This is a genomic window from Marinomonas sp. HM11-D (assembly GCF_057626615.1).
The window spans coordinates 15,925-38,038 of record NZ_JBMMKT010000020.1 but is presented as its reverse complement, the minus strand read 5'-3'; the positions used below and the strand labels follow the sequence as shown (position 1 = coordinate 38,038).

23 protein-coding genes are annotated in these 22,114 nt (G+C 49.6%); 13 read left to right on the top strand and 10 right to left on the bottom strand.

Annotated elements, in window-relative coordinates; genetic code table 11:
* Positions 1–75 precede the first annotated feature (75 nt).
* Positions 76–1,326, bottom strand: coding sequence for a DEAD/DEAH box helicase (locus tag ACOSVP_RS17730; protein ID WP_487348812.1), 1,251 nt, complete (start codon positions 1,324–1,326; stop codon positions 76–78).
* Between the two features lie 204 nt (positions 1,327–1,530).
* Here ACOSVP_RS17730 and ACOSVP_RS17725 point away from each other — a divergent pair, with 204 nt between their 5' ends.
* Positions 1,531–2,262 (top strand): substrate-binding periplasmic protein, encoded by a 732-nt coding sequence (locus tag ACOSVP_RS17725; protein ID WP_487348811.1) that lies wholly within the window; start codon positions 1,531–1,533, stop codon positions 2,260–2,262.
* A 51-nt stretch (positions 2,263–2,313) separates the two neighbouring features.
* On the opposite strand, the gene ACOSVP_RS17720 is transcribed toward ACOSVP_RS17725, so the two are convergent.
* Entirely contained in the window at positions 2,314–4,236 is a 1,923-nt protein-coding gene (locus ACOSVP_RS17720; RefSeq protein ID WP_487348810.1) for a RecQ family ATP-dependent DNA helicase, read from the bottom strand.
* Between the two features lie 173 nt (positions 4,237–4,409).
* Here ACOSVP_RS17720 and ACOSVP_RS17715 point away from each other — a divergent pair, with 173 nt between their 5' ends.
* The 4 genes from ACOSVP_RS17715 (at position 4,410) to ACOSVP_RS17700 (ending at position 7,062) form a co-directional block, all read left to right on the top strand.
* A complete protein-coding gene (locus ACOSVP_RS17715; RefSeq protein ID WP_487348809.1) occupies positions 4,410–4,802 on the top strand; it encodes a SpoIIAA family protein in 393 nt (130 codons plus the stop codon).
* 26 nt (positions 4,803–4,828) lie between these two features.
* Complete coding sequence (locus ACOSVP_RS17710) at positions 4,829–5,500, top strand: TIGR02466 family protein (RefSeq protein WP_487348808.1); 672 nt, start codon at positions 4,829–4,831, stop codon at positions 5,498–5,500.
* Positions 5,501–5,525: 25 nt separating this feature from the next.
* Positions 5,526–5,876 (top strand): DUF4870 family protein, encoded by a 351-nt coding sequence (locus ACOSVP_RS17705; protein ID WP_487348807.1) that lies wholly within the window; start codon positions 5,526–5,528, stop codon positions 5,874–5,876.
* Positions 5,877–5,976: 100 nt separating this feature from the next.
* Positions 5,977–7,062 carry a GGDEF domain-containing protein gene (locus tag ACOSVP_RS17700; RefSeq protein ID WP_487348806.1) on the top strand — a complete coding sequence of 362 codons (1,086 nt, stop codon included), beginning with the start codon at positions 5,977–5,979 and terminating at the stop codon, positions 7,060–7,062.
* Here the strand turns inward: ACOSVP_RS17700 and ACOSVP_RS17695 are convergent.
* Positions 7,055–7,627: a TetR/AcrR family transcriptional regulator gene (locus tag ACOSVP_RS17695; protein WP_487348805.1), complete on the bottom strand. Its 573-nt coding sequence runs from the start codon at positions 7,625–7,627 to the stop codon at positions 7,055–7,057. The two genes, ACOSVP_RS17700 and ACOSVP_RS17695, sit on opposite strands and share 8 nt — an antisense overlap.
* A 104-nt stretch (positions 7,628–7,731) precedes the next feature.
* Between ACOSVP_RS17695 and ACOSVP_RS17690 the strand changes: the two genes are divergently transcribed.
* Both ACOSVP_RS17690 and ACOSVP_RS17685 read left to right on the top strand, forming a co-directional pair.
* Positions 7,732–8,217: an HPP family protein gene (locus ACOSVP_RS17690; protein ID WP_487348804.1), complete on the top strand. Its 486-nt coding sequence runs from the start codon at positions 7,732–7,734 to the stop codon at positions 8,215–8,217.
* Positions 8,218–8,289: 72 nt separating this feature from the next.
* Positions 8,290–9,297, top strand: a complete 1,008-nt coding sequence (locus ACOSVP_RS17685) for an LLM class flavin-dependent oxidoreductase (protein WP_487348803.1) — start codon at positions 8,290–8,292, stop codon at positions 9,295–9,297.
* A 23-nt stretch (positions 9,298–9,320) separates the two neighbouring features.
* Here the strand turns inward: ACOSVP_RS17685 and ACOSVP_RS17680 are convergent, their stop codons facing one another.
* Both ACOSVP_RS17680 and ACOSVP_RS17675 read right to left on the bottom strand, forming a co-directional pair.
* Positions 9,321–10,238, bottom strand: coding sequence for an alpha/beta hydrolase (locus tag ACOSVP_RS17680; protein WP_487348802.1), 918 nt, complete (start codon positions 10,236–10,238; stop codon positions 9,321–9,323).
* Between the two features lie 15 nt (positions 10,239–10,253).
* Positions 10,254–11,237, bottom strand: coding sequence for a helix-turn-helix transcriptional regulator (locus ACOSVP_RS17675; protein WP_487348801.1), 984 nt, complete (start codon positions 11,235–11,237; stop codon positions 10,254–10,256).
* 178 nt (positions 11,238–11,415) lie between these two features.
* On the opposite strand from ACOSVP_RS17675, the gene ACOSVP_RS17670 reads away from it, so the two are divergent.
* Positions 11,416–13,530, top strand: a complete 2,115-nt coding sequence (locus tag ACOSVP_RS17670) for a TonB-dependent siderophore receptor (RefSeq protein ID WP_487348800.1) — start codon at positions 11,416–11,418, stop codon at positions 13,528–13,530.
* Between the two features lie 50 nt (positions 13,531–13,580).
* Here the strand turns inward: ACOSVP_RS17670 and ACOSVP_RS17665 are convergent, their stop codons facing one another.
* On the bottom strand, positions 13,581–14,954 hold the full coding sequence (locus ACOSVP_RS17665; RefSeq protein WP_487348799.1) for a sensor histidine kinase: 1,374 nt from the start codon (positions 14,952–14,954) through the stop codon (positions 13,581–13,583).
* Positions 14,955–14,972: 18 nt separating this feature from the next.
* The gene (locus ACOSVP_RS17660; protein ID WP_487348798.1) at positions 14,973–16,538 is read right to left on the bottom strand and encodes an HD domain-containing phosphohydrolase; all 1,566 of its coding nucleotides are present in this window, start codon (positions 16,536–16,538) and stop codon (positions 14,973–14,975) included.
* Positions 16,539–16,776: 238 nt separating this feature from the next.
* On the opposite strand from ACOSVP_RS17660, the gene ACOSVP_RS17655 reads away from it, so the two are divergent.
* The 5 genes from ACOSVP_RS17655 to ACOSVP_RS17635 all read left to right on the top strand — a co-directional run bounded on the left by ACOSVP_RS17655 (position 16,777) and on the right by ACOSVP_RS17635 (position 20,910).
* Positions 16,777–17,808 (top strand): MBL fold metallo-hydrolase, encoded by a 1,032-nt coding sequence (locus ACOSVP_RS17655; RefSeq protein ID WP_487348797.1) that lies wholly within the window; start codon positions 16,777–16,779, stop codon positions 17,806–17,808.
* A 144-nt stretch (positions 17,809–17,952) separates the two neighbouring features.
* On the top strand, positions 17,953–18,360 hold the full coding sequence (locus ACOSVP_RS17650; protein WP_487348796.1) for a ketosteroid isomerase-related protein: 408 nt from the start codon (positions 17,953–17,955) through the stop codon (positions 18,358–18,360).
* 39 nt (positions 18,361–18,399) lie between these two features.
* Positions 18,400–19,002, top strand: coding sequence for a GNAT family N-acetyltransferase (locus ACOSVP_RS17645; RefSeq protein ID WP_487348795.1), 603 nt, complete (start codon positions 18,400–18,402; stop codon positions 19,000–19,002).
* 12 nt (positions 19,003–19,014) lie between these two features.
* On the top strand, positions 19,015–19,893 hold the full coding sequence (locus tag ACOSVP_RS17640; protein ID WP_487348794.1) for a carbon-nitrogen hydrolase family protein: 879 nt from the start codon (positions 19,015–19,017) through the stop codon (positions 19,891–19,893).
* A gap of 471 nt (positions 19,894–20,364) precedes the next feature.
* Positions 20,365–20,910, top strand: coding sequence for a YaeQ family protein (locus ACOSVP_RS17635; protein WP_487348821.1), 546 nt, complete (start codon positions 20,365–20,367; stop codon positions 20,908–20,910).
* On the opposite strand, the gene ACOSVP_RS17630 is transcribed toward ACOSVP_RS17635, so the two are convergent.
* From ACOSVP_RS17630 to ACOSVP_RS17620, 3 genes are read right to left on the bottom strand one after another with little or no spacing between them, the layout of a single operon-like run.
* Positions 20,907–21,209: a hypothetical protein gene (locus ACOSVP_RS17630; protein ID WP_487348793.1), complete on the bottom strand. Its 303-nt coding sequence runs from the start codon at positions 21,207–21,209 to the stop codon at positions 20,907–20,909. The genes ACOSVP_RS17635 and ACOSVP_RS17630 overlap by 4 nt on opposite strands.
* Positions 21,209–21,610, bottom strand: coding sequence for a hypothetical protein (locus tag ACOSVP_RS17625; protein WP_487348792.1), 402 nt, complete (start codon positions 21,608–21,610; stop codon positions 21,209–21,211). Before ACOSVP_RS17625 ends, ACOSVP_RS17630 begins: the two co-directional genes overlap by 1 nt.
* 27 nt (positions 21,611–21,637) lie before the next feature.
* A complete protein-coding gene (locus tag ACOSVP_RS17620) occupies positions 21,638–21,976 on the bottom strand; it encodes a hypothetical protein (RefSeq protein WP_487348791.1) in 339 nt (112 codons plus the stop codon).
* Between the last annotated feature and the right edge of the window lie 138 nt (positions 21,977–22,114).

Genomic DNA, 22,114 nt, shown 5'->3' with positions numbered 1-22,114 from the left:
TGTTCTAAATGTTAAAAGTAAGGCCACATACTAGGTGGCCTTGTAGCTGAGGACAATCAGAAAGTCGCGAACGACTTAACGACGGCGTGGTTTGCCGCTTTTTGGTTTGCTGGCAGCGCCTTGGCCTAAGGCTTTAGCTCGCAGGGCTTTCTTTGACGGTTTACGTTTCGGGCTGGCTTGCTCTTCTTGCACCATCATATTGGGTTCAAAGCCTTCCATCCATTGCGCCACAAAGTGTTCGCCAGTCAGCTTTTCGATCTCTTCAAGTAAGTATTTTTCTTTCGGTGAGACCAACGATACCGCTAGACCTTCTTTGCCAGCACGGCCAGTACGACCGATACGGTGAATATAGTCTTCGGCGTTGTACGGTAGCTCGTAGTTGATCACATATTGCAGCTGCTCAATGTCCAAACCACGGGCGGCCACATCAGTTGCGACAAGCGCACGAACCTGACCGGTTTTGAACTCTTCTAGACCGCGATCACGGGCACCTTGAGATTTATCCCCATGTACTGCCGCAGCGCTGATACCGTCTTTTTCCAGCTCTTTCGCTAATTCATCCACCGCTTGCTTAGTGCGGGTAAAGATCAGCACCTGTTGCCAGTTACGTGAGCCAATTAAGTAGGCGACTAAGCCTGCTTTGCGTTTGTTATCCACTTCGTAGATGCGTTGCTCGACTTTCGCAGCCGTGGCGTTACGCTCCGCCACTTCGATCAGCTTAGGCTGCTGCAAAATGGTTTTACTAAGAGCAAACACCTCATCGTTAAAAGTCGCCGAGAAAAACAGAGTTTGGCGCGTTTCAGGCAGGCGTTTAAGGATGCGTTCAATATCGACAATAAAGCCCATATCCAGCATGCGATCGGCTTCATCAAGGATCAAGGTTTCGACCGTACTCAGGTCGATCAGCTGCTTGATGGCCAATTCTAACAAGCGTCCAGGCGTTGCCACCAACACATCACAGCCTGCGTTTAACGCATCGATTTGTGGATTAATACTCGCGCCGCCATAAGCCACCACCGCATTTAAACCTAAACCTTGGCTGTATTTAACAAAGCTTTGGTGGACTTGCTGGGCAAGCTCTCGCGTCGGAGTAAGCACTAACACACGAATCGCTTGTTCTGATGCTTCACGCTCTAAATGACGTTGAATCAAGGGCAAGGCAAACGCCGCCGTTTTACCGGTACCGGTTTGCGCTCCCGCCATCACATCGTGACCGGCTAGGACTTCTGGGATCGCCGCTTGTTGAATCGGCGTTGGCGTTTGATAGCCAAGCGTGTCGAGGACTGACAGTAAATCCGCGTGAAGACCTAGGGTGGAGAAACTCATAAACAAGCACCGTGTTAGCAATGGATTAAGACGGCGCTAGTTTATCACTCGCAGGCCGAATGCGCGCCTAGGCATAGAGGAAAATTCTACCGTCCAGTTGATTGGCGATGGGCTGTGTTTTGTAACGAACTTATGACCTAAGCCGTAGTATTTAACTTGGGCTTGAAATATATTTGCACTTTAGGCGAAAAATAAGGAATAAAAATGACCAAGGTTAAGCAATTACTTCTGATGGCTGGTTTGGCACTCAGCACCCCTCTATTAGCGCAAGAAGTCCATTACACAACGTTAAACTGGCCACCTTATATTGGTGAAACGGAAGACCGCCAAGGTGTGTTGGCCGAAATCGTTAAGCAAACCATGGCCAAAGCAGGTACGGACTACACACTGGAATTCACCAGCTGGACGCAAGCACTAAAAGATGGCGAAGCCGGTACTAAAGATGCCGTCGTTGGTGCTTACTACTCTGAAGAGCGTGCCGAGAAATACTACTTCTCACTGCCTATTTACAGCGTTTTCACCGGTCTCGTGAAACTGGACACTATGGATGTGGAGTTCATCAAGTCCTACGACGAACTTAACGCCTACCGTATTAGTAAACTGGCGGACTCGGTGATCGGGGATACCTTTGACGAACACCCATTCCCACACATGAACACCTTTACCACTGAGAACGAAGCGGTAACAGCTCTGTTCAATAATGATGTCGATTTCTATGCGGGTACGCTGGATGTGGCAAAGTCGGTGGCGAAGTCGACTGGTAAAGACAGCTCTAAGCTATCGATCGTGTTACCACCTATCAATGAACAAGAAGTGTTTGTGATGTTCTCACGCAATACCGCGAACGGTCTAGAACTGCGTGATGCGTTCAACAAAGCGCTGATTTCACTGCAAGCCAGCGGTGAATACGATCAGATCGTGGAAAGCTTTAAGTAAGGTTTGCCGCCGAACATAGGGATACTCCAGCGGAGTATCCCTTTTTTGGATCTACAGACCTTGAGCTTGGCTTAATAGGGTTTGATAGGCCATATCTTCGTACTTGGCGAAGCTTGGCTGCTGGCGGGCTTTGAACTTGGTAAACACTGGCTGTGTCAGTCCAGCCATAAAGCGTGCGAGCAAGACGGGCGTCACTTGCTGTTGTGGCAGCTTTTGCAACAGCCAAAGTTGGGCCGCTTGCAGATCCGAAGAAAGACTACCTATCACTTGATAGCCATCATTTTTAACCAAGGATAACACCTGTCCACGACAGACAGAGCAATGGCCACAGCGCTCTGGCGCCTGCTGGTCACCAAAGTAACGGGCCAAGTTATGATTCAAGCATCGGTCCAATTCGAAGAAGCGAATCATGGTGGCGATACGCTCGATTTCTGAGGTTTCCTTTTGTGCCACATAGCGTTGCAGTTCTTCCGCCAAGGCAGGCGTTAACAGCTCAGTACGTACGCCATAAACTTCGGTTAGCCCCTTGGTTTCTAAGATAATCAATTCACGATCGGCCAGTTGCTCAAGTAGACTTAATACTCGGCCGCGCTCAAGACCTTGCTGATGCAAACGCTCGAAATCCGGTACGCCCCAGATTTTCTTAAAGGCCGTGTGCTGCACCACTTGGTTAAACAAATCCAGCTGCTCTACCGGCAAAACCGAACGGATCTGTTCAAGGCTTTGATTCCATTTGAGTTTTACATCGCTGTAATAGCTGTAACGGGGCACGATTGCCCCCGCTAGCTCTAGCTGAACCAACAAAGTTTTTAACGGCAGCGCTCGGATATTAGTCGCTTGCGATAAGCCGTAGGCTTGGGTTTCCCATTCACCATTAATCGTATTGCTAAAGATCTCTTGTAACAGGGCTTGGATGGCGTGGGACTCTGGGGTATCGCCGTAAACGAAGTTTTCCAGCACATGCAAACCATCCAGGCTCGCCAACATAACACAGCGACTTGCCTGGCCATCACGCCCTGCACGGCCAATTTCTTGGCTGTAGTTTTCGATGGATTTCGGAAGATCGTAATGCACTACAAAGCGAATATCGGATTTATCGATGCCCATGCCAAAGGCAATGGTGGCGACGATAATGCGCGTTTGTCCGGCCATAAAATCGTTTTGAATGGCAGCTCGTACGTCATTGCCCAAACCGGCGTGATAAGACACGGCGGAATAGCCTGATTGTTGCAAACTCGCTGCCAGCTCATCGGCGGTTTTCTGCTGCGTCACATAGACAATGCCCGCGCCTTGCGTCTGGTCAAGCACTTGGCGCAGTAAGGCTTGTTTGTCTTGGCCTTGAGCCGAGATTAAATCGATATCTAGGTTATGACGGTAGAAACCGGTCTGCACAATATGCTGCGGCGCGATGTTGAACTTCAGCGCCATATCTTTTTGCACGCGACGGGTGGCCGTAGCGGTGAGCAAGAGCACCAGTGGAATGTTGAGCTCTTGCTGGTACTGCGGCAGCTTCAAATAGTCAGGACGAAAGTTATGGCCCCATTCGGAAATACAGTGGGCTTCGTCGACCACCAACATGGATACCTGCACGCCCTGAATAAAGCGACGAAAACGCTCGTTTTTAAAGCGCTCCACCGAGATCATCAAGATCTTAATGCGCCCTTCTCGCACCTGCTGCATCACTTCTTGACTGTCTTCTTTGCTCTGGGTTGAATCCAAGCTTGCACTGGGGATGCCTTTGCTTTGCAAAAACGCCAGCTGGTCATGCATCAGGGCGATCAAAGGCGAGATCACCAAGGTTAAATGCGGTAGCTGAGTGGCGGTAAATTGATAGCATAAGGACTTGCCTGAACCGGTAGGAAACACGGACAAAGACGACTGTCCCGCGAGCAATTGTTCGATCGTTTGTTGCTGTCCTTCGCGAAACTGATCGAAGCCGAAATACTGATTTAGCAATCCTGCTAATGGCTGCATGATGGGAACCTTTTAACGCAAACAGTGAATGAAGATCATGCCGATACTAGCAGGACATGGACGCGCGCCAGCATGACATTTACAGGTGAATTGACCGAACTCTTGATCCGACACCCGGCGAAGCTGGGCAAACTGATCTACAGTGACAGAAACAGCCTTGTTTGGAGAATCCCATGTCTCACACTATTCACGGTATTTCAGTCGGTATTGAGCGCCATCATCAGCAAATGATGGTGGTCATGAAAGCGTCCGGAACCTTAACACACGAAGACTATCAGAGCATCACGCCGATGCTGATCGGTGCCTTTCAAGCCATTGAACAACCAAAAGTGAAAATCCTAGTGGACATCACGGACTTTGATGGTTGGGAACTGCGCGCCGCTTGGGATGATTTTCGTCTTGGGCTCGAGCTCGGTACAGACATCGACAAGATCGCCATTTATGGTCATAAGTCTTGGCAGGATATGGCTGCAAAAATCGGCGCTTGGTTTATTAAAGGTGAGATGTGTGCCTTCGAGCAATATCAGGACGCTATCGACTGGATCCTGTCGTCTGAATCCGAGTAAATGTCTGCTACAATGGCGCTTTCTTTATGCATGAGCACACACTGATGGAATCCCCAACCATTGAAGCCATTCAGGCTTGGACCACACCGCTGTTTGTTACTGAACTACCGGATCACGAGTTTTTAAAAGATGCTCTGTTGGCACATATCTACCAACGTCAACAAGCGCAAGAAAACGCCGTCGACAGCGCTGTGGCGGTGCAAGCCAAACACAATCTGTCTGAGAGTCGTTTGGACTTTTTGGAAGACGAAGTACCTGAAGTGATGGAGCTGCGCCGCATGGTAGAAGAGCTGATCGCAGATGTGGCGTTTGAGGTGAACCATCAGCACTGGCCAGAAGATGCTGAAGCTTATGCGCATGTGATCGAATCTTGGTATCACGTTACCAAGAACGGCGGCTACCACGATGCGCACTCGCATCCGAACTGTTCATGGTGTGGTATCTACTATCTCGATCCAGGCGAAGCCAACCTTGAAGCACGTAACGGTATCAACCGTTTTTACGACCCACGCGTGAATGCTGAACATTATGCCGATCCGGGTACGGCTTATTTGGGCGGCCAAGGTTTTTGGGATTTCGCACCAACCGAAGGTCAGGTGGTGATCTTCCCTTCTTACCTGAAGCACTCAGCGCTACCGTATTTTGGGCAAAAAGATCGTGTCGTGATCGCCTTTAACTGCGTGATAGAGTTGGAATAACGCAATCTCTAAGAGGCCCAAGCACATGGATTTAAACGATATTCCGATGACGCCCCATGACGATCAAGCGAAACAAAATGCCTTGATTGCTTATGGATTCATGTTGCTTGGCCTGCTCACTGGTATCTTCTGGTTGGTTGGCGCGGTATGGGCCATGGCCAAATCCAGCGACGCCAAAGGCTCGATTTTTTATGACCATTTCCAGAACATCACCAGTGTTTTTTGGTGGGGGCTGTTGATGAGCGTGATTGGCTTTGTGCTCGCCATCTTCTTTATTGGTTACCTGATTTTATTAGGGGTTTGGATCTGGTCCGTATTTAAACTGATTAAGGGACTGATCCGCCTGAGCAACGATCAGCCGTACCATTCGCAATAAGCTCAGAGCTCCAAAGCGTGCACTATCTGCCGCAAATATTGATCTAGCGACAGGTTTTCAACTATTAAGCCACAACATAGCACTCGTATTACGTGCTATTATGAGTTCATATTTTTTGCAAATTCCTAACCGTTTGATCGAACTACAAGGGGCCAATACTGTGAAGAGCCACTCTGTCTCAAAAATTAATCAGTATTTCCGTCAAACCATCCCCCTGATGGTTCAGCATAATATTCCCATTACGCCGCCTTACTACACCCTTTGGTTTAACTATACGACCGGTGACATTCCAAAGTTGAATCAACGCATGGATGACATCATCAAGCGCCTTGGCCAGTGCGATAGCTTTATGTGTGACAAGCTATTGGATGAGTTCATTGTCAACTCGGCAGAAGACAAATTGCTGGCGATGCAAAACGACATCAACAAGGTCGTCAAGTCCATGGGGCATTCGACACAAAATGCCATGAGCGATGCGCAAGACTTCAATCAGTCGATGTCGAAAGATATTCAAATGATGGCTCAAGAAGCATCTCAATCAGATGTGCCTGCTGCCCATAAGATGGTTTCGATCGCACGCGAGTTTATGGATAAGACTGAGAATTACCGCTCGCAGCTAGAAAAGCAAAATGCCGAAATTCAAGCACTCAAAGAGAAGATTGCCGAAACCGAAAAACAAATGTTCAAAGATGGGCTGACGGAGATTAATAACCGCCGTAAGTTCAATGAAGATTTGGCGATCTACACAGCATCGGCTGCTAACACCTGTTTGGTGATGGTGGACATTGACCACTTCAAACCTTTTAACGATGAATACGGCCATTTATTGGGTGATAAGGTGATTCAATCGGTCGCCCGCACCTTAGAGATGAGCTGTGCGCAAACCCAAGGGGCGCAAGCCTACCGTTTTGGCGGGGAAGAGTTTGCCCTGCTATTGCCGAATGCGGATATTCAAACCGCGACTAAATTTGCCAACGAAGTGCGTGAGCGTATTAGCCGCTTGAATTTGACCAATAAGAAAACCGGACAGAGTTTACGTCCGATCACCACATCCCTAGGTGTGGCTCAGTTCAAACCTGGCGAAACCTTGGATGCCTTACTAGAACGTGCTGACCAACACTTATATGCGGCCAAAAATGCTGGCCGTAACTGTGTTCGCCCTATCATTACCGCGCTCGCTAGCTGATTGCTTGCGCTTGCTGTAAAACACCTTTGGCTAAGCTCCAAGCGAGCTTAGCCGCTTGTCGATCCTTACCCAAGTACGCTTGAGCAATCGCCCCTTCCTTCAATAACGCCAATTGATCCGCCACCTTTGTCGCGCCCTCTGCACCGTAGTACGGCGTCAAACGCTGTACGAGATACTCGACGATGGCTTGCTTATGTTCAAAACACAATTCATTAACGCGATGGTTCAAAAACTCTGCGTTGACTTTGACAAAGAAGCAACCTTGAAAAGGCATCAGTGTATCAACGCGATCATTAAACCAATCGTCTAAGCCATCAAACATGGCTTGGACGATTGCTTCCGCCTCGGTTAAGGGTTCCATCAAGCCAAATATCCAACTACGAAAGCGCTCATCACGATAAGCAATCACCGCCTCTAATAAGGCTTCTTTGCTGGCAAAATGCGTATACAGGGTTTTCTTGGCGACACCGGTTTCGGCCAAGATTTGGTTGATACCCACACTGTGGACACCGTTTAAGTAAAATAACTCAAACGCGGTTTTGATTAATTCTTCTCGTTTTGTCATAGGGTTCCTCTTTGAAAAAGAGTTTGACAGAGGTAGACCGATCTGTCTACCATTTGCAAGTAGACAGATCGGTCTACCTACAGAACACTTTTCACGAGGTCTTTATGCTACTGCGTTCACTCAATGCTCACCCAATCTCAAAAGCCTTGGTTGCGGGGTTAGGGGCTTGTCTATGTATTTCACTCTTGGCAATGGGTGGCGAGCTGTCCCCTGAATATCTGGGCATCATGGCCCCGTTTGGCGCCACCATGGTGATTCTTTTTGCCTTACCACAAAGCCCGTTAGCGCAACCACGCAATATTATCGGCGGCCATGTTCTGACCGCTTGCATTGGTGTCGCAATGGCTCATTATGTGGATAACACACCACTTATGCTGGGCTTAGCCGTGGGCCTAGGCGTGATGGTGATGATGCTGACCAATACTCTACATCCACCTGCAGGCGCCAACCCGCTGCTGATAATGATGACCGGCGCGCCTTGGGGCTTCGTATTAACCCCAGTGCTAACTGGTAGCCTCCTGATTGTCGTCATCGGTTGGCTTTACCATCGCTTTATCAGCAGCACTGAATACCCTAAAAAACAAGGATGATGATCGATGTCCTCTTGCCAAGTAATGACCTTGCCCTCACTGTGAGAAGCATCTAAAAGCTTGGAGGACGCTATGTCGATCCCATTTTCAATTCTAGATTTGGCACCCATTGGCGAGGGACAAAGCGTTGCCGATGCCATCGCCAACAGTAAAGCGCTCGCCCAATGCGCCGAAGCCAATGGCTATCAGCGTGTTTGGCTAGCCGAGCACCACGGTATGCGAGGCATTGCCAGTGCTGCCACGGCGGTGATGTTGGCGGCGATTGGTTCGGTCACCCAGCACATCCGTATCGGTTCCGGTGGAGTGATGCTGCCCAACCATGCGCCACTGGTGATCGCCGAACAGTTTGGCACCTTAGCCGAGATGTTCCCAGGTCGTGTTGACCTTGGCTTAGGGCGAGCACCTGGTACTGATATGGCCACCGCGCGCGCCTTGCGTCGTAACCTTGGCGGTCCGGTGGATTCTTATCCTGAAGATGTGGAAGAGCTGCAAGGTTATTTTGCCGACGAGAATAAGATCAAGCCGATAATTGCCATGCCCGGTCAAGGCACCCAGGTGCCGATTTGGCTCTTGGGTTCCAGCCTGTACTCAGCGCAATTGGCGGCCCATATGGGCTTACCCTTCTCGTTTGCCTCGCATTTCGCGCCCGATATGCTGCTGGAAGCCTTGAATATTTATCGCGCCAACTTCCGCCCGTCAGAACAATTGGATAAGCCTTATGTCTCTGCTGGGGTAATGGCTTCGGTAGCGGACACTGATGCCGAAGCCAAGTACCACTTCACATCGGCACAAATTAAATTCGCCCACTTGCGTCGTAATGCCAATCGCCCCTTCCCAGAACCGGTGGAGGATTTGCAAAGCGCGGTGTTAGCGGCAGAAATGCCGATGATCAACCAGACCCTGCGCTATGCCATGGTCGGTTCGCCAGACACGGTAGCTCAGCGCTTAGGGCAATTTATTGAGCTGACAGGTGTGGATGAAATGATCTTCTCCTTCCCGCTGCATGACCCGAAAGCCCGCTTAAAAGCGGTCGAGCTGACGGCTGGACTGGATCTGATGCAGAAACAAGTTTGGGGCTAGCCCAAACCGACTGTACGCCAGAGTTAGCTCTCTGGCGTTTGTTCTGCTTGTTCCTCCTGGTTAGCAGGCAACAGACTCTCCAGCGCCATGGTCAAGGCTGGCAGGGACACTGTGCTGTGGTTCATATAGGGTAAAATACGGTACTCGCTGTTAATGCCCTGTTCGACAAACCACTGCTGAGCAAGACGCGCATCCTTCAACATATAATCCACTTCCTGCTCCCCCATGATCATCAGAATCTGCTTACCTTGTCTTGGTTCCTTTGCTTGCTGCTGCAACATGGGTTTGAGATAGCCTTCGTTCCACCACAATGACGGACTGATGGCAGCGTACCCCTGAAAGGCTTCAGGACGAGTATGCAGCGCATACAGGGTAAACAACCCACCCAAAGAGTGTCCAAATAGAATTTGCTGATCAAGGTTGATCGGATACTGCTGCGCCAGCCATGGACGTATATCGTCCACGAGCAAAGACAAGGCCTGCTCAGCACCACCAAACTGCATGTTTTTAAAACGCTCCATATGCTTTTTCGGTAAGGCTGGCGGCTGTGGCGTTGGTGGCGTTAAATCAAACCAACGACGCTTAGTATCGCGATCGCCTTCGATGGGGTAGCCCAAACCAACAATGATCGCAGGCTGCTTATGCTCAAAACGAGGATGCACCAACGCTTGGCTAGTATTCACTGCACTGCTGAAAAAGGCGTTACCATCCATCAAATACACCACTGGAAAGCCGTCTTTTGGTGCTTTGGTTTCCGGCACAGAGATAAACACACGGTAAGGCTCAGGCTGATCAGCCACCGTCAGGTCCACATAAAAACTGTTCGGCACCGTGCTGGTGACCGGATGGGTGCTTGAAACTGACAGCGCGAAGGCTTGTGTCATAGAAATACCTACTAAATAAAAAACAACACCGATTAGGTGGCGGATCGATAAGGGCATGCTCACTCCTTGAGATTAGTGCTTTGCCAACAAGCTATTCAACGAATACTTGCAGACTTCATTAGGTGAAACCCCAAACTGACGTTTAAAGGCCGCGCTGAAATTATTAGGATGGCTGTAACCCGCCATGAGGGCGGCTTCCATAATGGAAACTTGTTCTTGGTGCAGCGCCTGGCAAGCTTGGCTAAGACGTTGCTTACGCAAATACTGAGTCAAACTCATGCCAAGATGCTCCTGGGCATAGCGCTGCAAGGTAGCGGCACTCATGCCGAGCTGATGACCAATCTGCTCCAGCGATAAGCTCCAGCTTTCTTCGCACGCTAATAGCTGGCAAAAACGTTGCCCTTGGCGTGACTCAACGGCACTTGATTCAGGGCTAGCACGGGCCTCCAATGAAGCCACCCAAGCAGCCATCAAGGCCACACCAAAGGCTTCCCGCTCCAGACGAACAACGTGACTATCTTCTGATAGGTCCAGCAGGCTACGGGCATGCAACCAAAGGTGTCGTGGCAATGCCCACTCATGAATCGCCAGCGGCGTTTGCATCGGCAAACGCCATGGAACACTGTCTAAACCCTGTTGCGCGAACCACTCTAGCTCCGCGCAGACATACAAACCACAGCGCCGATCTCCCTTACGAATTGCCATACGGCACGGCGTCGATTCGGTCGCGATAACGATGCGAGCGCGCTGGCAGTCTTTGCCTAAAGTCAGATTCTGTTCGCCAAAGCAAAAACGATTTTCACCCTCAAAAAATAAGATGATGCGCACACAGGGTGCGATTTGCGTCTCGACCTCAAAGTCTTGTAACGCCACCGCATTGGTGGTGTGTACGACTAATCCCGAGGCACCGGTTTGCGTCAAAATAGCCCCTTGTAAAACAGGCTGAGTCGACCGACTTTGCGACTCGGCAAAGTGATAACGATTAAAACTCGGCGCATGGGCTTTTAGCTCTGCACTGAGCATCTGTCGGTCTTTTAGTCGCGCGGTTTGGCTCATGAACTCACTCCTAAGACTCATCTTATCGAACATCATTGTTCGCTTGCGCTACCTCTCACTGAGATGCGTTGTTTCCATAGGGATCTGCTTGCTTTGCATAGGCACACAGGTTCTTGGGTATGGAATAATGCTTGCCAACAAACACAAATGCAAATCATTATTATTTGGAGCTTCTACAATGCGAGCCTTAGTCTTAATCAGTGTTGGCCTGATCGCACCTTTCTCAATGACGGCAATCGCCGAGTCCATTGCCAATAACCACCGCTTATCGACCCTGACCGTTGAAGGGAACGCCCTTTACGGTATGGAATCGTCGGAGAGTACCGAAGGCTATAGCGTTAACGCCGCCACAGTAGGCACCAAAGCCCCCGCTTCACTGCGCGATATTCCGCAATCGATCACGGTACTGACCCACAATTACATCGAAGATCGCAACTTGATTCATTTAGATGACGTCGCCCGCGCCACACCAGGACTACGCACCCTATCAAACGACAGTGGCCGCTCGTCGATTTTTGCCCGTGGTTATGAATACGACGAAAGTAATGTGGATGGTTTGCCAGCCCCTATGTCGTCTTTATTTGGTACCCTGCCTTCTATTTCCGCGATTGATCGTGTGGAAATCATGCGTGGCCCTTCGGGCTTGTTTAACAGCTCTAGCGAGCTTGGAGGGATCATTAATCTGGTACGTAAACGCGCGACTTATGAGGCTCAAGGCTCAATTAACGCTGGTATTGGTAGCTGGGATCGCCATCTGCTGGGCGCTGATGTCTCTGGGGCGCTAAATGAATCTGAAAGCGTACGAGGGCGTTTGGTCGTATCGCAAGAAAACATGCCCAATGATGTTGATGGCAATAAAAACCGCAACCAAAGCTTCTACGGCACCTTGGATATGGATCTAGATGAAGCGACCGAGCTGTCCATCGCAGTGCTACATCAGAACAAAGACATCAAGCCATCGAATGGTTTCCCTGCCTATGCTGACGGCACCTTAGCGGATTGGGATCGCGCCACCTTTTTGGGGGCCGACTGGAACGACTTTAACAATGACATGACCGATGTGTTTGTCGATCTGACCCACGAATTTGATAACGGTGGCTATGGCCGTCTGGCAGCTCGAGCCTCAGATCGCAGCACGGATTACCACTACGCATTCAGTGGCTCAGCCCTGACAGAAGATGGTTACACGTCACTGGAAACCACCCAAGGCGACTTCGATCAACAGACCTTAGCCTTGGACGCGAGCTACAGCCAACCCTTTCAGACATTTGATACGGTCAGTGAGTTTGTCGTTGGTATGGATTACAAGCACTACGACACTGATTCCACCAGTGGTGATACAGCGGATTATCTAAACGACATCAAGGCGGCGACCTTTAACGCCTCGTCGGCACCGTTTATCACCCCCACCTATGACTCGGCCAGTGCTGCCACGGAACAAGAAACGGGCGTCTATGGCAAGCTCACCTTCCGCCCTATTGAGCCATTAGCCTTGATCGTAGGCGGTCGTTTTAGCTGGTATGAGTTAGAAAATCAGAGTACCGACCTTAGTGATAACAGCACCTCAAACAGCCAGTTCGATGACGATGCTCGTTTCACCGCTTACGGCGGCGCTGTCTATGACTTGAATGCCGAACACTCTGTTTACGCCAGCTATTCGGAAGTGTTTAAGCCACAAACCAGCTTGGATGAAAACGATCAAATGATTGAACCGCGCCAAGGGGAACAATTTGAAGTGGGTATCAAAGGCAGCTACCTAGAGGGTCAATTAAATGGCCGTATCACCGCTTTCCAATTGACCGACAAAAACCGTGCCTTACGTGTCCCAGGGGAAAGTTACTCAGAAGCATCCGGTAAAACCCGTGTGACAGGGGCAGAAATCGAAGTAAGCGGTCACTTAGGCCAACTTGATATGATTGCTGGCTACACCTATATGGACACAGAAAACCTGTCAGGCAGTAACTCACGCTTTATGTTAATGCCACAGCACACTCTGAATCTGTGGGGCAATTACACTCTTGAAGGCGGCCGTTTGAACGGCACGGAAGTCGGGCTTGGAGTAACTGGGATGACCGACTATGCCATGACTCGCGGTAGCACCACGGTCAGCGCCCCAAGCTTTGCCACCGTAGACGCCAGCCTCAGCAAAGACCTGACGGAAAACCTAAATGTTTCGCTGAACGTGAACAACCTGTTTGACCGTAAATACTACGCTCGTATCGGTAGCACCTCGACCTTTAACTTCTACGGCCCATCACGCAATGTCATGGCCAGAGCGACGTATCGCTTCTAGACCTCATTAGCCACCCATCGAGTCAGATGGGTGGCTAAGTGAAAAATACCTTAAGACTCAAGCGTCAGTGGCAGCTTAATCTGAAAATGAGCGCCTTGATCGGAATCCCCCATGACACCAATCTCGCCTTTGAGTTTTTGTGTCACCAAGTTATAGGTAATCGACATGCCCAACCCAGAGCCGCCGTTGGCGCGGTTAGTGGTATAAAAGGGTTCAAACACGCGACGACACACATCCGGCTTCATACCGAGACCATTATCTCGATAATCGATCAACACATGATCCGCCCGCTGCTCAACCGTCAAATAGATATGGTTGTCTTGCTCTGCTCCCTGAAAGCCGTGAATGCAGCTATTACTGATCAGGTTGGTAAGAATCTGATCGATGGCACCAGAGTAGGTCACCATCGCTAACTGCTCTGGAATGGTGAGGTGAATCTGCGCATGCAGTTGTTTGTACATGGGATGCAAGCTGCTCAGTAGCGCGTCAATAGTGGCTTTTAAGCAAATGCTTTCAATCACATTGGAGCTTTGTCCGACGGCGGTTTTTTTGAAGTCCGACACCAGCTTAGCCGCGCGCTCCAAGTTACTGCGTGACATGCCATAAGCCGAATCAAACTCGTTTAAAAAATGAATAAAACCTTGCTCATCCAAGCGACCTTTCTGATAGTCACTGCGCAGCTGCTCTACTTCGTCCTTGATGTAACTCATGGCTGTAATCGCCACACTTAATGGCGTATTCACTTCATGGGCCACGCCAGAGACCAAGCCACCCAGAGCGGCCATTTTTTCACTTTCAATTAAGTGGGCTTGAGTATCTTTTAACTCCTGCAAGGTGGCATGCAGCTCTTGTGTGCGCTCCACCACTTTTTCTTCTAGATCGGCATTGGCAATGCGCAATGCATCTTCCAACTTAGCCCGCTGATAAGAAGATATAGCACGACCATATAGATCTGACAGCACACCAGAAAAGGTCGCCTCGTCATCGCTCCACATATGGCCCCGTTCAGTTCCTTCGGAGCAAATAATGCCAATCATGCGGCCGCGGTGACGAATCGGGGTATCCAACATGCAACCAATCCCCAAAGGGGTTAGATAGGCGTTAATAAATTCCGCCGTGACAGGATCGTTAAAGGCATCATTGATGCGAATCGCCCGCTCGCTGTCTAATGCCTGAAAATATTGGGGGTATTCTTTGCGCGTTAAGACAATGTCCTCTACCTCAGTGTGATTGTGGACATCAATTAATAAGCGGCAAATCATGGATTCGCCATCTTCATCTAATAACCAAATCCCTGTGCGCTTAACACCTAATCCTTCGACCACACACTCAAGAATCAGTCGAGCCGCTTTTTCTAAATCGCCATCATCAATGCACTCAGACTGAGACACTCGCAGTAATATGCTCTCTAGATGATCGTTCAACGCCTGGTCTCCATCCGTTTAAGGTTCGTCTGGGAAAAAAGCTCTGAGTGCCATAATGTCGTCGAAACGCTTGATGGCAATATCACACAGTTCTGGGTCAAAATGCTGACCGCGTTCCTGCTCCAGTAACGCTAAGATTTGCGCCTCTGGCCAAGGTTCCTTGTAAGAACGACGTGCCGCCAGCGCATCGATCACATCGGCGATAGCCATAATACGGCCTTCGATCGGGATGGCCTCGCCTTTTAATCCAACGGGGTAGCCGTGACCGTTCCATTTCTCATGATGGTGTAAGGCAATGCTCGCGCCCATCATCGGCAAGGCTTTCTTAGAATGACAGAGTAGATCATGGCCCACCTGAGCATGGGTTTTCATAATCTCCCACTCTTCTGGATCCAGTTTACCAGGCTTGTGCAATATGTATTCTGGAATCGCAATCTTGCCAATATCATGCATGGGCGTCGCATGCTTGATCAGCTCGACAAACTCTTCATCCAAGCCATATTCACGGGCTAAGAATTCACAGATCAATGACACTCGACGCACATGTGAGCCGGTTTCCTTACTGCGCTGCTCAATGGCTTCACCGAGGATAAACATTAGCTCTTGTTGCGTATGCTCAATTTCCTCTCGTCGATTGAGACTTTCAAAAATGATCGCCACCTTGGTCAGCATGACATTCAGTAGCTTCTGCGTCATCGCAGACAAGGGCTTTTGCAAGGACACGGAAATCACGCATTCGCTATTTTTAGATAAGCGCGTGAAGCAGGTAAAATTTCGGTCTGTACGTACATCACCCTCGAGTTCTAGTGCCAGATTAATACTGGTTTGGGCTGACTTGGTGTAGGGCGATTTCTCTGCATCCATTTCCTGAACAAACTGCTCACCATCGTAATTTAGCTTAATCACTTCCTGTTGCTTAAGAGGGTTATGCGCTTGGTAAAGCAAACTGAAGCACAGCTCTTGCTGCTGGGTTAAGGCTTGCACTTCTTTTAAAGCTTGCATTGAGAAGCTTTGACTGGAATCCGCCTGCAAAACTCGAGTAGTAGCGCTAATGACTTTTTCCAGTCCTTGGTGCCCCATTTCCACTTCGATGATGTCTCGATAGGAGCGGATCGCAGAATAGACGGTGGTTTTCAGGCGTGTGGAATTGAGCTCGGTTTTGTTTTTGTAATCGTTGATGTCGTAATCGCGAATCACGTCTTCTTCCGGCGCTTGGCCAGGTTGACCAGTGCGCAGCACTAGGCGGGTGGTGGTATTCTTATGGCTTTCACGAATCCACTTCACCAGTTCCAAGCCGGCGTGATCGCTTTCCATCACCACATCGACCATAGCAATAGCAATATCGGAATGCTCTTCAAACAGCTTACGTGCTTCTTGAGCGGAATGCGCTTTCAGGAACATCAGTGGGCGGTTATCAACCTGCAGACGTTTGAGCACCATCTCTGATACGGTGATGATATCGTCCTCATCATCAATCAATGCCACCTTCCAAGGCTCTATCTCCGCCACATCAAACCTATTGGCGATAGCTTCCTGCGCCAGCGACTTTGACGGAGTTTTACGGGAAAACAGTGGACTTTGCATAATGCCCCAACCTTTAACGACAACTTATGTATATTAGAATCGTCTACAAACGTCAGTTTGGTCAATGGAATTAACGCTTTTATTCGTAGCCAAGTGTAAGGCTATGAAAACACTGGCGACGGCATTTTCAGGCAAAAATGCTCGCTTTTGTTGCGATTTATTATCTCAGTTAGAGGCTTGTTTCCACCTCATAATTCCTCGTAAATATAGACCTACGAACTCAAAAATAGGAACACTCATGTCGCTTCCTCGCTTTCAATCTGAACGTCTTACTAAGCCACAAGAAAACCCTGTGCACGCCCAGCAAGGCACCTTTCATAATGTGCCAAAGACGCGTCCAACGGGCTTTTTGAACACGCTTCGTCTGTACGTGCGCTTTTTTACCGAGAAGAAAGTGGGTACGGAACCGCAGCAGGCCATTCCGCTACAGCCGCTGTCGCGTAAGCAACTGGATGCATTGCCACATAACGATATTTTTATCATCAAGCTGGGACACTCGAGCCTATTAATCAAACACTATGGCGAGTACTGGCTGATCGATCCGGTCTTTAGCGAGCACGCGTCTCCACTTACCTTTACTGGGCCAAAGCGCTTTCATCCGACGCCGATCAGCTTGTCCGAATTGCCACTGATCGATAAGGTGTTGATCTCCCACAACCATTACGATCACTTGGATAAAGCGACCATCAAGGTACTGAAGCGCAAAGCCTATGAGTTCTATGTGCCAAAAGGCGTTGAAGCCAGCTTGCAAAAATGGGGCGTGCGACCAAGTTGTATCAAGGTGTTCGATTGGTGGCAGGAAGAACACAGCGATCGTCAGATGATTGCCTATACACCAGCCCAGCATTTCTCTGGTCGCGGCCTAGGAGATGGTAATAAAACCCTATGGGGTTCTTGGGTGATTAAAAGCCGCCATCAGTCTCTGTTTTTCAGTGGTGACTCCGGCTATTTCCCAGGCTTTAAAGAAATTGGTGAGCGCTACGGGCCATTTGATATGACCTTTATTGAAACCGGTGCCTACGATAAGGATTGGCCCTTAGTACATATGACGCCAGAACAAAGCGTGCAGGCGCATCTTGATTTACAAGGTCAGATCATGGTGCCGATTCATAACAGCACCTTCGACTTAGCTTTCCATCCTTGGCAAGAGCCACTGCAACGCGTCGAGCAGGCGGCCGAGAAAAATCAGGTCACCTTAAGTACGCCGATTTTTGGCGAAGTTTTTTCCAGCCAACAAGTCCGCAGTGAACGTTGGTGGAAACGACATTAACGCCAGTGAAGCGGCGGCCCCGAGGCCTTTCTCTTTGCGACACAGATGTGCATGATTTTGCCACTCAACAAACGCGAGCCTTTCACATCTAAAGCAGCACATTTATTATGCCGCTTTTCTCTTTTTTAAACTTGGGAGTTCATCATGAGCCAAGCAACTGTTCAGCTACTGCAAAACTACTACGAAGCCTTCAACGCTCAAGATATGGATACGTTCTTGTCTCTACTAACGGATGACGTAGTACACGACATCAACCAAGGCGATCGCGAAGTGGGCAAAGACACCTTTTCTGCATTCATGGATCGCATGAACAAGAACTACAAAGAAACCATCGTAGATATCGTGGTGATGTCGAACGCAGCGGGCGACCGTGCAGCGGTAGAATTTACCGTACTGGGCGAATACCTAGCCACTGACGAAGGCCTACCAGAAGCCAACGGCCAGACGTACAAACTACCAGCGGGTGCTTTCTTCGATATTCGTGATGGCAAGGTAGCGCGCGTTACTAACTACTACAACCTAGGTGACTGGATCGCTCAAGTTTCAGCGTAAGCCTTAGCTTCTTAAGATCTTAAAGAGACAGGAACGCCAATGCTGACTTTTCAACGACTTTCTGGCCCAGCCCTCAATCAATATATTGATGAGCTGGCACAGCTACGTATGCAGGTGTTTCGTGACTTTCCTTATCTGTACGATGGGGATTTGGCCTACGAAGCACGTTATTTAAAAACCTACATCGAAGCCCCAGACAGCGTCATCGTATTGGCGTTTGACGGCGACAAAGTCGTCGGTGCGTCTACTGGCGTGCCACTGCGTCACGAAATGGCTGAAGTAAAGCAGCCATTTCTGGATGCAGGTTTAAACATCGATGAAATCTTTTACTGCGGTGAATCGGTTTTGCTGTCCGAATACCGTGGCCAAGGCGCTGGTGTGGCCTTCTTCGATCACCGTGAAGAGCACGCCCAGAGCCTTGATGGCATCCAATATTCTTGTTTCTGTGGCGTACAACGCCCAGACGATCATCCTGCACGTCCGGCGGATTACCAACCGTTGGATCAGTTTTGGCGTAACCGCGGTTACGAAAAACGCCCAGAACTGGCGACACACTTTAGTTGGAAAGAAGTGGGCGAAAGTGAAGAGTCATTGAAACCCATGACTTTCTGGATGAAACCTTTAACGAACACAGCACGATAGAACAGAACGATTATGAGCGCATTTAAACTGGCTGCGGCCCAATACGACATTGGCTTCTTTAACCGTTGGGAAGAGTTTGCCGACAAACTGGACAGCTGGGTCGGCCAAGCAGCGCAACAAGACGCCAAACTGCTAGTCTTTCCAGAATACGGCAGCATGGAGTTGGCCTCCTTGTTTGGCGAGGAAGTCTACCGTGACCTGAATCGCCAACTGCATGAAATGCAAAGTGTTTTGCCTAAGTTCCATGACTTGCACATCGAGCTAGCCAAGCGCCATAACGTCATGATTCTTGCCAGCTCATTTCCAACAATTCAAGACAATGGCACCTTCCTTAACCGTGCTAACCTATTTGACCCAAGCGGCCTCATTGGTTTCCAAGACAAGCTGACCATGACCCGTTTTGAAAACGAACAATGGCACATCACTGGCGGCGATCAGATCAAGGTGATCGACACCGACCTAGGTCGTGTCGGCGTGCATATCTGTTACGACTCTGAATTCCCAATGATCGCCAACCAACAGGTAGCGGCGGGCGCTGACTTGCTATTGGTACCAAGCTGTACCGATACCGAAGCTGGCTTCCACCGCGTGCGCATCGGCTGTCAGGCTCGCGCCTTGGAAAACCAATGCTACGTGGTGCAATCTCCAACCGTAGGCCACGCGCCATGGTCTGAAGCAGTCGACGTCAATACTGGCCGTGCGAGCGTGTACACGCCAGTGGATTACGGCTTCCCTGATAACGGCATCTTGGCACAAGGTGAAAACGGTGAAGCAGGCTGGGTTTACGCCACCGTCGATCTTTCTGAAATCGCCCGCATCCGTGACGAAGGCCAGGTCTTTAACTACCGCGACTGGCCAAAGCAGTTTGAGCTTAAAGGGCCTCAAGCCTAACTAGATATGGCTCCGACCTCTCATTCCTTAGTCCGACAGAAATGAGAGGCCTCTGAATGCTGACTTCTATGCAATTCAATTGGCTTGCGATTCAGATTAGTCCTCTTAAGCCCCTCAGTTAGCGTTAGTTCTAGGCAATTCAATTGGCTTGCGCAATTCTCGTTCCTCGACCGCGTCAGCGCCAATTAAACGCCTAGAACTTCGCTTAATTGGTAACTCAGTTTTAAATCCTTCGGGTTGTTTAGTTCTCTGCTAGGGACGCTCTCTATGTGTTTAATTAGCGCTGACGCGTCGGTGGTGAGGAACGAACCGAGACATGCGCAAGCTAATTGAATTACACAGAGATCGGCCCCTCTAAAATACTCGAAACAATCAAATACCCAGCCTATTTACCCGTAAAACGAGCACCATTGACTGCCATTTAGGAGTACAATGCGCGCCATCTTTTCCGATTTAGTAGAACTCCGAAAAATGGCTATCAAAGCAACGATTTACAAAGCCTCTGTGCAAGTGTCGGATATGGATCGACACCACTACCAAAGTTACGATTTAACCCTTGCGCTGCACCCTTCTGAAACCGAAGAACGCATGATGACGCGCTTAGCTGCATTTGCCTTGTTGGCCGATGAAAAAGAAGGCGATGAGCAGTTGTCGTTTACCAAAGGCATCAGCACCGAAGACGAGCCGGATCTGTGGCAGAAGAACTTCTCCGATGAGATTTTGTTGTGGGTAGAATTAGGCCAGCCAGATGAAAAGCGTCTACGTAAAGCCTGCGGCCGCGCCCAAGATGTGGTGGTTGTGAATTACAACGACAAGTCGGACATTTGGTGGGAACAGAATAAGGGCAAGACCAGCCGCTTTGATAACCTGCGCGTGTTGCAATTTGCCGAATCGGAAATCCAAGCGTTGGAAGGTTTGTGCGCTCGCACCATGCAATTGAACGTCACTATCCAAGACGGTGAGATGTGGATTTCTAGCCAACAAGGCGAATGCGCGCTGCACCCGACTTGGCGTTAATCTTTCTCATTGGCTTCCTGTGGCGGTGTCGGGTTAAAGCGCGCCGCTACGTATTGACCAATTACCCCCAGCACCTCTGTTTGTAGCCCCTTTAATAAGGTACGACGTGTGTGCTGAGCGGCGTCGCATTGGGTGGTTAGCCCCAAGACAAAACTGACCACCAAACCTTTCGTACTCGAAATAGTTTCTAAGGTCTGCCGCTTCGCCAAACCTCGATCTGCAGCGGCCTTGGCTTGCTCTCTTTTACAGCGTAGGTAAAGTTGCTCACGCTCTTGATACATCTTATTTAAACCAAACATTAGCTGTCCTCGCTGTCGGTTGGGATCATAGCATCCAAGGTCCGAGTCAAATCCATTCGCTGTAGCGTGCGGCGTATTAGATACATCAAAACGATTGCGCTGACTAAAGTGGCAATCAAGGCAAGCGCTAAAATCCCCAATAAGGACCAACCTGCATACCAAGCGGCCGTGGCCAACAGCGCAATCAAGAGAAGCCAGCTGGTGACCAATAAGAACACCACACCACACATCAGAGCGACGAGCTGAGCACTGGAAACCATCCAGATCTTGGCTTCTAAAGCGCCAAGACCAAGGATGCTTTTAAGCCATTTTTTATGGCTGTAGGCCAGCTGATCGGCGGTCACAGCCTCTTCCTTAGAGGGTGTTTCCTTTGTGTGGTTGCGCTCTTCAAGTGACGTCATAGACTGACTTCCCTGATCGACTGAGAATTACTTACGCTTGCACAGCAGACTCGCGGCCACCGCTCCGGCGAGAAAGGCAAAACCGACGGTTTTCAGTGGGTTTTCCTTGGCGTAAGCACCGACGGCATTACTGACTTTCTCCGACTGCTCGCGCGCCGTATCCGCAATCTGATGTGCTTGAGCACTGATCTGCTGCGCCATGGCTTCAACTCGCTCCTGTCCCTGTTCTGCGGCAGAGGCTGCGCCATCGACGCCTTTATGAGCCGTTTCTGCCGCTTTATCTACCGCCTGATGCGCTTTTGCTTGAGCATTGTTCTTTGCTTGAGTTCCATTTTTCTCTTGAGTAGTGCTGTTTGCTGTCGCCATCTGGTGTACCTCCTTTGCGTTAATTCAGTATTTAAACTAGCGGCACGAGACACACTTTTAAAGCTTTGATCTCTAATCTTCTATTTGTTTACAAGTTAGCAAAAAACAGACAGCAAAACTGACCAATCCCTGCAAAAG